Here is a 12,191-nt window from a genome sequence, read left to right as displayed (position 1 = left end):
GCTAAGCCTCACAGCGCCGATGGTACTGCAGGGGGGACCCTGTGGGAGAGTAGGACGCCGCCGAACAATCATTGTGAAGAACCCCCGTCCGGGATCCGGACGGGGGTTCTTTGCGTTTCCGGGGAATTCCGGACGAAGGGATCAGCCGTAGATGCCGGCGTAGAGGTCCTGGATCTGGTCGGCGGTGGGCACGGCGGGATTGTTGGCGGGGGAGCCGGAGGCCAGGGCCTGCTCGGCCATGAGGGGCGTCAGGCGGGTCCAGGCCTCCTGGTCGATGCCGTGGGCGCGGGGCGTGGGCACGTCCAGGTCGTGGCAGAGGCCGCGGAGCGCGTCGACGAGCTTCCCGGTGGCCACCTCGTCGGCGTCCGTGGCGGTCGCGGCTCCCAGGGCACGGGCGCAGTCGGCGTATCGGCCGGGCGCCGCGTGCACCGAGAAGGCGGTCACGGCGGGGAACAGCATCGCGTTCGACAGACCGTGGGCGACGTGGAAGTGGGCGCCGATCGGACGGCTCATGCCGTGCACGAGGGCGACGCTGGAGTTCGAGAAGGCGATGCCGGCCTGGGTCGCGGCGAGCATCATGGCCTCGCGGGCCCGAACGTCCGAGCCGTCGGTGTAGGCGGGGCGCAGGTGGCGGCCGATGGTGCCGATCGCGGTGAGGGCGAGGCCGTCGGAGAAGGGGTTGGCCTTGCGGCTCACGTACGCCTCGACGGCGTGGGTGAGCGCGTCGATGCCGGTGTCGGCGGTCAGCCGGGACGGCATCGACATGGTCAGCTCCACGTCGACCACGGCGGCGATCGGCAGGAACGCGGGGCCCAGACAGAGCATCTTCTCGTCCGTGCCGCTGTCGGTGATGACCGTGAACTGGGTCGCCTCCGATCCGCTGCCGGCGGTGGTGGGGACCGCGATCACCGGGAGCGCCGGGCCGAGGTTGACGCGCGGCGCCTTGTAGTCGCGCATGTGACCGCCCTGCACGCCGAGGAGGGCGAGGGCCTTGGCGGTGTCCATCGGGCTTCCGCCGCCGAACCCGATGACCGAGTCCGCCTCGTGGTCGTGCAGAGCCTTCAGTCCCGGGGCGAGGGAGTCGGTCGTCGGGTCGGGCACGGTGTCGGAGAACAGCCGCGGGCTGAGTCCGGCCTTGAGCAGGGCCGCCGCAAGGCGTTCCGCCGCACCGCTTCCGACCAGGTACGCATCCGTGACGAGGAGCGGCCGGCTCAGCCCCAGCCCCGCGATGACGTTGCCGAGTTCCTCGGCGGCGCCGCGGCCGACGCGCATGATCCGTGGCAGGGACAGGCTGGCAACCATGGAGAACCCCTCAACGCTGGGAGGAACTTGGGGAGGAACCTCGGAAGGAACCGGGGGACGGACGGCGGCCGGGTACGCCGGCCGGGAAGGTTCGACTGTGACCCCCGTGAGGTTGTGCGTTCAATCGCCAATCGTGCAGACGAGGTGTGCGGAAATGCAGATACGCTGATCGCGTGCGCTCCCGTTCCCGTCCGGTCGGTGATGATCCGGCTCCGGCTCCGGCGCAGGTCCCGCCCACGCGGACGGACCGTAGCGGTCTCGATCCGCGCAGACTCCGCGCGGACGACCTGCGTTACCTGCTCGCGGTCGCCCGTACGGGGCGTCTGGTGACCGCCGCCGAGGTACTCGGGGTGGACCACACCACCGTGTCCCGTCGCATCACCGCACTGGAGAAGAGCCTCGGGGTGCGGCTGATGGAACGCGGTGCGGAGGGCTGGGCCCTGACGGACGCCGGGAAGGCCGTCTCCGCGAGCGCCCGCACGATCGAGGACGCCCTCGTCCGCGTCGTCGACGCGGTGTCCGGTCAGGACGCGCCGTCACTCCTCGGCACCGTCCGGGTCAGCGCTCCGGACGGCTTCGGCACCGTCTTCGCCACCCCGGCCCTGGCCCGGGTGCGCCGGCGCCACCCCCGACTGCACGTCGAACTCATCACCGCAACCCGTCAGTTGAACCTTCGACCGGCCGGCTTCGACCTCACCCTGACCATCGGCAGGCCGCCGAGGAGCCGTCTGGTGACCGAGCACCTCACCGACTACGCGCTGGGGCTGTACGCCAGCGACGAGTACCTCGCGCGGTGCGGGCCCCCCGGCGAGGTCGCCGACCTGCGCGAGCATCCGCTGATCTTCTACATCGAGTCGATGCTCCAGGTCGGCGACCTCGACATCGAACGTCATCTTCCGGGCATGACACCCGCGTTCTCCTCCACCAACGTCTTCGCCCAGCTCGAAGCCACCCGGGTGGGTGCCGGGGTCGGTGTGCTGCCGGCCTTCCTCGCCGATCGGGCCGGGTTGCGGCGGCTGCTGGTCGACGAGGTCGACATCCGACTGCCGATCACGCTGGCCGTGCGACGGGAAGCGGTGACCCACCCCGCCGTCCGGGCCGTGCGCGACGCCCTGCACCACGAGGTGGCCGACCGCACCGCCGAACTGCTCCCGGGGGAGTCCGGCCGCACGCCCCGGTCGAACGCGCGCCTGCTCTGACGGGCGGCGGGGACGGGCGACGGCGGCGGTAACGGGTGACGGGTGACGGGTCCGACGGCGCACGTGACGGGGGGTGTCCGGTAGGGCCCACCGACGTCGGTGCCGCGCGAGCGCGCAGGTCAGGAGCAGGGCCGGTGGCGCGCGGGACGCCCGGCGGCCACGAGAATGGTGCGGACGATTCCACGGAAGTACAGAGAAAGTGAACCCCCACATGGACCTCGGCGTGCGCTGGAAGCTGCACGGTGACGGGCGGACGCCCGCACCGGGAGCGGTCGTCCGCCCCGACGAACGACTCTCCTGGCCACGGACGGCAGGGCTCGGCGCCCAGCACGTGGTGGCCATGTTCGGCGCGAGCTTCGTGGCGCCCGTGCTGATGGGGCTCGACCCCAACCTGGCGATCATGATGTCCGGCGTCGCGACCGTCATCTTCCTGCTGGCGACCCGCGGCCGGGTGCCCAGCTACCTCGGCTGCTCGCTGTCCTTCGTCGGCGTGGCCGCGGTGATCCGGGCGCAGGGCGGTACCAGTGCCACGGTCACCGGCGCCGTGTTCGTGGTGGGCGTGGCGCTGTTCCTGGTGGGCCTGGCGGTCCAGCGGTTCGGGGCACGGATCATCCACGCCGCGATGCCCCCGATCGTCACCGGCGCCGTCGTCATGCTGATCGGCTTCAACCTCGCGCCCGTCACCGCCTCGACCTACTGGCCGCAGGACCAGTGGACGGCGTTGCTGGTGATGTCGTTCACCGGGTTGGCCGTGGTGTGCCTGCGGGGCTTCTGGTCGCGCGTGGCGATCTTCCTCGGGCTGCTCTTCGGGTACGGGATCTCCTGGCTGTTCGACCGGATCTTCGGGAAGATCCACTCGGTGGACGCGAGCGGACAGCTCACCGACCACTGGCGTCTGGACCTGTCGGGCGTGGGCACGGCGGACTGGATCGGCCTGCCCGCCTTCCACGGCCCCTCCTTCCAGTGGTCCGCGATCCTGGTGGCCCTGCCCGTGGTGATCGCGCTGGTCGCGGAGAACGCCGGGCACGTCAAGGCGGTCGGGGAGATGACCGGTGAGACCTTGGACGACAAGCTGGGCACCGCGATCTCCGCGGACGGCGTCGGCTCCATGCTCTCCACCGCGCTCGGCGGCCCGCCGAACACCACCTACTCCGAGAACATCGGCGTCATGGCCGCCACCCGTGTGTACTCCACCGCCGCCTACTGGGCGGCCGCCGGCTTCGCGCTGCTGTTCGGAATCTGCCCGAAGTTCGGTGCCGTCGTGGCCGCGGTCCCCGGCGGGGTCCTCGGCGGCATCACCGTCATCCTGTACGGCATGATCGGCCTGCTCGGCGCGCAGATCTGGACCAAGTCCGGCGTGGACCTGCGCAACCCGCTGAACCTCGTGCCGGCCGCCGCGGGCATCATCATCGGGGTCGGCAACGTCACCATGACGTTCACCGACACCTTCAGCCTCAGCGGCATCGCGCTGGGGACCGTGGTCGTCATCACCGGCTACCACGTGCTGCGAGCGCTGGCGCCCGCGCACCTCAAGACGCAGGAACCCCTGCTGGACGCGGGCACCTCCTCGTACGACGCGGGCACGGAGGACTCCGGAGAACCCGGCGGGGCGCCGCCGCGCAGCTGACCGCTTCCGCGGCGGCCTTCCGGGTGGCCTCGGCCTCCCGCGTCGTCGCGTCCGTGTGCCGTCCCGCCACGGCCGACGACAGGTGCGGGCGAAGCCCACGGCGTGGGCCCGGGGAGCCGGACCGGTGGAGTCCCGGTCGGTCAGCCGGTGTGCGCGGCCCGGTCGCAGTGCGGGCAGACCTTCCCGCTCCCGTGCCACTTGGGCGGGTACCAGGAGGAGCCGGGTTCGGCCGGGCGGTAGTCCACGGCCTGCATCCGTCGGGTGTCGGCACCGCACAGGGTGGAACCACCGGGAGCGCCGGGCACGGACGGGTCGGCCCCGGCCGCGTGCACGGCGCGCACGCCCTCGACGTACTCGTCGGCGGCGCCGCCGAAGGGGGCCACCCGCTGGAGCTCCGGTTCGAGGAGCACGATGAGTCTCATCACCCCACCTTCGTGGTGAGGACGGCCGCGCGCACCCGTAACGCGCCCCGGGGAGGAGAAAGCCGGTCCTGGCCTCCTTCTCCGAAAGCGAAAGCGGGAGCGGGAGCGGAAGCGGCAGGGGTCGGTGAGGTCGAGGGCGCTCTCGACCGGGGAGCGCCCACGGCACCCGGGGGCCGCCGCCGTGACCGCGGAGACCTTGCCCCCGGTGCCCGCGGTCGACCGGTGGGAGTGCCCGAAAGGGCCGCTGCCGGTCGGCCTGCTGGCCCGACCGGCCGTCAGGTGGTCGAATCGACGGATGCGTTCGGGCCGGCCGGCCCGGGCGGCGTCCGTTTCCGCCACTCATCCACCCGGGAGAGGCATGTCCTTTCTGTCCCACCACCGCAGGACCGCCGTCGGAGTCGTGGCCCTCACCACGCTCGCGATCGCGGCCGGTTCGGTCACCGCGAGCAGCTCGGCCGCCGCCGCGGGCAAGGTCCTGTGGACCCCCAGCACCAGCAAGGGCCCGTCCTCCTTCGCCGCCGTCCAGTGCGCGTCGGGTGACTTCGGCGTCGTCCAGGACTCCGCCAAGGGCAGCGTGTGGCGGGCGTTCCAGGCCGCGGGCGCGGAGCGCTGCGAGACGCTCGGCCCCGACCTGAAGGAGGGGGACACCTTCTACCTCGGCTGGTCGTCCAAGGTGGACATCCAGGACACGAACAGCCGTTACGTCTTCCAGCTCAAGTGCTCGCCGAGCACCGGTACGGCGAACCACCCGATCGAGATCGACGCGACGGCCGGGCGCATCCGCCTCCAGGAGTGGGACACCGAGCACGTCGCCCACACGCTGTGGACCGCGCCGACCGCCAACAACCAGTGGCACTCCTACGCGCTGAAGATCCGCCTGGGCCGCACCGACGGCACCATCGACTTCTGGTTCGACGGGGTGAAGCAGTCCTTCACGACCGGCTCCGGCACCTTCAGGGGCACCACGTGGGACGGCACCCGCAACTACCTCAAGTGGGGTTCCTACCACCTCTCCTCGGGGGCCGCGACGAACACCTTCACCAGCCCGGTCATGGCGACCACGCTGGAGACGGCCACCGCCGGCTCGTGACGGACGGACCGCGCGCCGCGGCGGTCCGCGGACGGCGGCCCGCCGCCCGGGGAAGGCGGGGAGGCCGTCCGCTCAGTCCGTCTGCTCAGTCCGTCCCGGTGGTGAGGCGGACGCGGTCGGGGTCCGCGCCGTGGAAGGTGGCGAGGGCCCGTGCTTCGGCGTGGACCTCGTCCCGCTCCGGGGCGGACAGGGGGCGCAGCGCGGTGACGGTGAGCTGTTCGTCGCGCAGGGTCCAGGTGGCGGCGACGCGTCCGTCGACGAGGACGGCGCGTCGGCCGGCGACGGAGAGGCCGAGGTGGGCGTCGTCGATGATGCGGCTGCGGTCCTGGTAGCCGAGGATCGCGTTGTCGAAGGCCGGGAGGAAGCGGACGGGTGCGGGGGTGTCCGGGTCCGGGCGCGGCGCGTCGGGCAGGTCGAGCAGTTCGCGGCCGCGTTCGTCGCGGAAGGTGACGAGTTCCCCGCGGACGGCCTTGACCGCGGCGGGCAGTCCGGCGAGTCCGCACCAGGCACGGAGGTCCGCGGTGGCGGCGGGGCCGTGGGCGGCGAGGTAGCGCCGGACGAGCCGGCGCCCGACGGGATCGCTCTCGTCGGGTGAGAGCGGCGGGATCTCGCGCCCCAGCCAGGCGGCCAGGGGCAGGTTGCGGACGCCCGCGGTGGTGCGCCACAGGCCGCGGGGCGGGAGCTGGGCCATCGGGACGAGGGCGGCGACGAGCACCTCGCCCAGGGCGCGGCGCGGGGGCGCGGGCCAGCGGCCTTCGACTTCCCGGACGAGTTCGGTCATGGTGCGGGGTTGCGCGTCGGCCATGACCGCCCTTCCTGCGGCGGCGAGTTCGTCCAGGTCGACGCCCGCGAGCTCGCGCCGGTAGGCGGCCGTCGACCGCTGGCGCAGCATGGCGTCGTGGCGTGCCCGCCAGGCCAGCGCGTCGTCGGCGGTGACGAGGTGGACGGTGCGGCGCATCAGGTGCGTGCGTACGACCGTGCGCCCGGTCAGTGCGTCGTCCAGGTCCTGTGGCCGGAACGCCCTCAGCCGGGACCACAGGCCCGTGAACGGTTCCTGGGGTTCCTGCGCCTGCAGGCCGCACAGGTGCGCCACGGCGTCGCGGACGGGCGTGTCCTCGCGCGCGAGCAGGTACTGGCGGGCGAGGGCGGCGCGGTTGAGGGCGCGGGTGCCGAGGACGGTCATGCGGTCTGCTCCTGGCGTCGGGTCGGGCGGTCGGGCGGTCGGGCGCCGGTCGGGTGGGGTGTCCTCGACCGGCGGCCCGGTCATCACCGTGGCAGACGTGGCGGACAGGAGGTGTCCTCGACTCGGGTGCGCCCGGAGGCCGGGGCACCTCGCCCGGGGTGCTCCGGCCGGCTGCCCGAGGTCGTGGATCAGGTGCGGTTGAGGGTTCTGCTGATGCCCGAGATGACGGCGGTGGTCAGGAGCCAGCCGGTGGCGATCAGGGTGTAGCCGAACCACTGCTGGGGTCCCGTCCAGTACCACGCGGTGCGCTGGCCGAGTCCGCCGATCGGGATGAGCAGGTCGAGCGTGTAGACGAGGGGGCTGAACGGGACGCTCTCGCCGCGCTTCACCTCGTGGGGTGTGCCCTGCCCGAAGACGAGGGCGCCGAGCAGGGCGAGTCCGAGGAGCCACAGCACGGCCTGCCAGGGGCGGTAGCCGTAGCCGACGGTGACGTCCAGCAGCCGGCTCCAGAGCCGGCCGGGCGGGCCGAGGGTGGGGCGGCGCCGGCGCTGCTTCGCGAGGAGGACCCGTCGGGCGTCGTCCTCGTGGCCGATCCTCCGGTACCAGGAGGCGAGTTGCTCGTACGCCTGGGGCGAGTATCCCTGGAGGCGGGCCAGCCAGGCCAGGCGGTCGGCGACGGGACCGGGTCCGGCGGCCGGGGCCTGGATCGAGGTGTAGGTGAAGCCGTCGAGGCGGGTGTCGGCGGGCCAGCTGTGCTCGTTGTCGTGCAGGACGACGGCCTGTGCGTCCTGAAGGTCGACCGCGCCGGTCGGTGGGGCGGCCGGGGTCAGCTGGAGGTCGCCGGTCGTGAGCCGGACGGCGGCCAGCGCCACGGCGCCGCCGTTCAGGACGGCGGAGTCCAGCGAGAGCCTGCTGCGGATCACCGCCCCGGGGAGCCGGATCGATCCCGTGGCCGTGAAGCCGTCGGAGAGGACGACGGTGGAGGCGGAGAGGTCGTCGCCGGTGAGCGCGTCACCGCCGGGGTTGTCGATGCGGGCCCGTTCCATGAAGAGACCGCCGTTGAACCGGGCACCGACCAGCCGCAGGCCCCCGCGGGAGCGGAACCCCTTGCGGGCGAAGCAGCCGCCCTCGATCACCAGGCCCCCGGCCCACAGCGCCCAGACGTCCGGGCCGCGCGCCGGGTCCGGACCGCCGGCGGGGCCCGGCCCGGGGGCGGTGAGCTCCGTGGCGGTGAGGTGTGCTCCGCTGAGTCGCAGCTCGCCCGTGATGTGCGCCCGCGTGAGTGTGAGTCGCCCGTCGAAGACCGAGTCCTCGAAGAAGAGGTTGCCGTCGACCTTCAGGAGCCAGCCGTCCAGCCCGGGTATCCGGCATCCGGTCAGGGCGGTCGACCGCAGCGACGCGTCCCGCAGCACCACCTGCTCCTCGAAGTGGCAGCCCTCGAACCTCAGCTCGCACCCCGACACGATCCCGCCCAGGTCGAGGTGCCCGGTGACGCGCGCTCCCGTCAGACGCAGCGCCCGTACCGGGCCGCCGAGTCCGGGGCCTGCGAGCAGTGCGGCCGTGATCGCCTCGGCGCGGACGGTGCGCCCGTCACCCCAGGCCGCCCCGCCGGCCGGGTCGTCCGCGCTGCCCTCACCGCTGCGCAGGTCGACCACCGAGCCGGTGGGGCACGCGTCCCACAACCGCCGTTCCGGTTCGCTCAGGTGCTCGTACGTCAGCATGCCGTCCCCCTTCGATCGTCGACCGCGTCGGGACCGCACCCTAGACGAACCCCTCGCAGCCGGGCCGTACGGGGCCGGCCCGTCCGGGCCCGGCGCGTCGCAGGCTTCGGCGGGGGAGCGCGCGTGTTCATTTCGTGGTCGCCTGACGGACCGGTGGCTTGCATCGGCACGAACTACCAGGTTCACCGGGTATGCGATATGACTGGCCCTCATCATCTGATCGCCTGCGGTGTTCACCGTGTGCGAATCTGAATTCAGAAAGAGTGATTGTGGACAAATCACCTGTGAGGGCCGTTGTGCCCTCCCTGGTCGGTCTTCTGCTCGCCGCCCTCATACCGGGAACGGCGGCGGCCGTGGAGCCGCCCCCGTCCGTCTGGGTGGCGAGCGGCTACGACCACGTGTTCTCGGCCTCTCCCGCTCCGGATCGTCCCACCCGCGCGGTCGGGCTCTTCGCGGCCCGCAACGAGACCCAGGCCGCCCAGATCGCGGTCCGCTCCGGCCACCGGCTGACGGGGGTGCAGGTGGTGGCCGGCGACCTCGCCGGGCCGGCCGGTGCCACCATCCCGGCGTCCCGGATCACCGTGAACCGGGAGTACAACCACCCGCGCGTCGCCAAGGTCACTCCCTGGAACGGCATCGGGCAGCCCGGCTACCAGGAGCCGCCGGACGGCGGGACCAGCTACTACGACGCCCTGGTGGAGAACACCCCGTACGAGCTGGCCCCCGACACGACGCAGCCGTACCACTACAGCGTCGCGGTGCCCGCCGGCCAGGCTCCCGGCACCTACACCGGCAAGGCCACCGTGCAGAGTTCGGACGGCGCGGTGGACGTCCCGGTCTCGGTGACGGTCTACGACGCCGCGCTCCCGCCGGTCAACCGGTCGACGCTCCGGATGAACAACTGGTTCACCTCGGTCGGCTGGGACTACGGCTGGACCGCGCAGGACATCCGCGCGCAGTACGGCGTCGAGGACTACAGCGAGGGCTGGTGGGAGGTCATGAGGAACTTCGCCGCCAACCACGCCAAGCACCGGAACAACGTGATCTTCGCGGATTTCCAGGCACTGGCGATCCCGGACACCACCCTGGTCGACGGTCAGTACACGTTCACGTGGCAGAACCTCGACCGCTTCCTCCAGCTCTTCCAGGCCGCCGGAGCCCTCCAGTACATCTACACGCCGCACCTGATCGAGGGCAGCGGCAACGTGCTGGAGCAGCTGGTCGGTGACGGCCAGGGCGGCGTCAGGAAGGCCGACGTCCTGATCGACACGCCCGAGCGCAGGGCGGCGAGCGCCGTGTACCTCGACACGATCCTCGCCTCGCTGAAGGCCCACCTCGACACCAAGTGCCTGGACGCCGGGCCCACCTGCGCCCCCGGCCGGCGCTGGAGCGACGTCTTCTACATGAGCGCCCTCGACGAGCCGGGCGGCAACCTGACCGACCAGAACGTGACCTCGCCGTGGGTCTACCAGCAGTTCCGCAAGCACTTCCCGAGCGGCCTGACCAACGAGGCCCACACCACGGCCGTCCCCACCATCGACGCGGCCCTCGGCACCGTCACGCCGCTGCTCAACAGCGACTACGACGCCAACGCCGGCTACTACCAGAGCCTGCGGCTCGCCGGGAAGGAGCTCTGGCTCTACCACTCCAGCTCGCCGACGGACAACCACCTCAACCGGTTCATCAGCTACCCGCTGTCCGACTCCCGGCTGACGCCCTGGATGGTGGCGGCCGTCGGAGGCACCGGCTACCTGCACTGGGGCTGGAACCACTGGACCGACCCGAACACCTACGCCGCCGTGAACACCTTCGACGACTGGGAGACCGGCGACAACATGCTGGTCCGGCCCAACGCCGGTGACGCCACGCACCGGAAGTACGAGGTCTACGACAGCGTCCGCAGCGAGGCCCTGCTGGCGGGCATCCAGGACTACGAACTGCTCCACCAGCTCGCCGCCACCAAGCCCGTGCTCGCCCGCGCCCTGATCGGCTCGCTGATCACCGGCACCACGTCGTTCTCCACCTCCGGTACCGAGACCGACCACCGCCACAAGCAGATCCTGGACGCGCTCACCTCCACGGCCCCCGACGCCGCCTTCCCCTTCGCCGACGACTTCTCCGGCGGCACCGACGGCGAGTGGCGCCACACCAGGGGCACCTGGTCGGTGACCGCCGACGGCGCGTACGTCCAGAGCGACCCGCTCAGCGGCTGGGAGACGACGTCCGCGGTGGCCGGCCGCGCCTACCGGGACGCCGCGGTCTCCGTCGACGTCCGGATCACCGGGGTCGACGCCAACGACGGCGGTGACACCAACTGGGCGGGTCTCACGCTGCACAGCCAGAACCCGACCGACACCCAGACCGGCTACCTGGTCGGCCTGCGCAACAACGGCACGGTGTTCGTCCACCGCAGCGGCACGACCCTCGCCACGGCCGCCGTCCCCGGGTACGCCCCGGGACGGACCGTCAGCCTGCGGGTCATCAGCCAGGGCGACACCCTGCGGGTCTTCGACGGTGCGACGCTCCTGCTCACCGTCACCGACGGCAGCTACCCGGTGGGCAACGTCGCGCTCGCCACCGGCCACGCCGCCGCCCGGTTCGACAACGTGCGGATCAACCCGGGGACCAACCCCGCCGAGGGCGCCGTCGTCACCGCGTCCAGCTCCTACGAGGCGGACGGCTGGGGCAGGGCCGCCGCCACCGACGGCCGCCGCGGCCTGGCGGACGGCAGCAAGGGCTGGAGCAGCATCGACAACCTCGGTGCCGACCACACCGAATGGGTGACGGTCGACCTCGGCTCCACCCGGCGGACCGGCCGCGTGGACCTCTACCCGCGGGCCGACGGCGACGCCACCGGGCAGGGCTTCCCGGTGGACTTCACCGTGCAGGTCTCGGCCGACAACGCCACCTGGGCCACCGTCGCGTCCCGGACCGGCCACCCGAAGCCCGACGCCTCGGCGCAGTCCTTCGCGTTCCCGCCCGCGGACGTCCGCTACATCCGGGTGACGGGGACCAAGTTGCGTACCGACCCCCACGGCAACTACCACCTGCAGTTCGCCGAGATCGAGGCCGGCGGCAGGGAACCGGCCCTCGGCCGACCGGTCACCAGCTCCAGCTCCGTGGAGTCCTCGGGCTGGAAGCGCAGCGCGGCGACCGACGGCGTGCTGAACTCCGCGCTCGGCTACTCGATGGGGTGGAGCAGCGCCAAGTCCCCGACCGCGACCGCCCACGAGTGGGTCACCGTCGACCTCCAGGGTGCCAACGTGCTCAGCCAGGTCAGGCTCACCCCCCGCACCGACGGGGTGAACACCGGACTGGGCTTCCCGGTGGACTTCACCGTGCAGGTCTCGGCCGACAACGCCACCTGGACCACCGTCGCGTCCCGGACCGGCCACCCGCGCCCCGGGGCGGTGAGCCAGGACTTCGCCTTCACCCCGGTCACGGCCCGCTACGTGCGGATCACCGGTACCCGCCTGAGCGCCGACCAGTTCGGCGACCACTACCTCCAGCTGGGCGAGATCGGCGTCGGCTGACCCACCACCGGCGGGCCGCCCGGCCCGTCGCCCGGCTCGTCGCACGGCCTCGCCGGGTCGTCTCCCACCGCCCCCGGTACGCCGCCCTTCACCCGGGCGGCGGGCCGGGGGCTC

General features: G+C 72.4%; 8 protein-coding genes. 4 read left to right on the top strand and 4 right to left on the bottom strand.

What is annotated here, in order from left to right; all coding sequences use genetic code 11:
- Positions 1–141: 141 nt before the first annotated feature.
- Positions 142–1,302 (bottom strand): iron-containing alcohol dehydrogenase, encoded by a 1,161-nt coding sequence (locus ACFWOG_RS34355; RefSeq protein WP_380363163.1) that lies wholly within the window; start codon positions 1,300–1,302, stop codon positions 142–144.
- Positions 1,303–1,475: 173 nt separating this feature from the next.
- Here ACFWOG_RS34355 and ACFWOG_RS34350 point away from each other — a divergent pair, with 173 nt between their 5' ends.
- Positions 1,476–2,501 carry a LysR family transcriptional regulator gene (locus ACFWOG_RS34350; protein ID WP_329947625.1) on the top strand — a complete coding sequence of 342 codons (1,026 nt, stop codon included), beginning with the start codon at positions 1,476–1,478 and terminating at the stop codon, positions 2,499–2,501.
- A 211-nt stretch (positions 2,502–2,712) separates the two neighbouring features.
- Positions 2,713–4,128: a solute carrier family 23 protein gene (locus tag ACFWOG_RS34345; protein ID WP_329947626.1), complete on the top strand. Its 1,416-nt coding sequence runs from the start codon at positions 2,713–2,715 to the stop codon at positions 4,126–4,128.
- Positions 4,129–4,268: 140 nt separating this feature from the next.
- On the opposite strand, the gene ACFWOG_RS34340 is transcribed toward ACFWOG_RS34345, so the two are convergent.
- The gene (locus tag ACFWOG_RS34340; RefSeq protein ID WP_329879802.1) at positions 4,269–4,550 is read right to left on the bottom strand and encodes a hypothetical protein; all 282 of its coding nucleotides are present in this window, start codon (positions 4,548–4,550) and stop codon (positions 4,269–4,271) included.
- Positions 4,551–4,908: 358 nt separating this feature from the next.
- On the opposite strand from ACFWOG_RS34340, the gene ACFWOG_RS34335 reads away from it, so the two are divergent.
- Positions 4,909–5,640 (top strand): heparin lyase I family protein, encoded by a 732-nt coding sequence (locus tag ACFWOG_RS34335; protein WP_329947627.1) that lies wholly within the window; start codon positions 4,909–4,911, stop codon positions 5,638–5,640.
- Between the two features lie 85 nt (positions 5,641–5,725).
- Here ACFWOG_RS34335 and ACFWOG_RS34330 read toward each other — a convergent pair whose 3' ends face one another.
- Both ACFWOG_RS34330 and ACFWOG_RS34325 read right to left on the bottom strand, forming a co-directional pair.
- On the bottom strand, positions 5,726–6,823 hold the full coding sequence (locus tag ACFWOG_RS34330; RefSeq protein ID WP_329879806.1) for a winged helix DNA-binding domain-containing protein: 1,098 nt from the start codon (positions 6,821–6,823) through the stop codon (positions 5,726–5,728).
- A gap of 188 nt (positions 6,824–7,011) precedes the next feature.
- Positions 7,012–8,544, bottom strand: coding sequence for an oxidoreductase (locus ACFWOG_RS34325; protein WP_380363159.1), 1,533 nt, complete (start codon positions 8,542–8,544; stop codon positions 7,012–7,014).
- Positions 8,545–8,828: 284 nt separating this feature from the next.
- On the opposite strand from ACFWOG_RS34325, the gene ACFWOG_RS34320 reads away from it, so the two are divergent.
- Positions 8,829–12,077, top strand: a complete 3,249-nt coding sequence (locus ACFWOG_RS34320; RefSeq protein ID WP_380363157.1) for a discoidin domain-containing protein — start codon at positions 8,829–8,831, stop codon at positions 12,075–12,077.
- Positions 12,078–12,191 lie beyond the last annotated feature (114 nt).

The organism is Kitasatospora sp. NPDC058406, from assembly GCF_042722765.1.
Classification (GTDB): domain Bacteria; phylum Actinomycetota; class Actinomycetes; order Streptomycetales; family Streptomycetaceae; genus Kitasatospora.
This window is presented reverse-complemented; position numbering and strand designations above follow the sequence as displayed.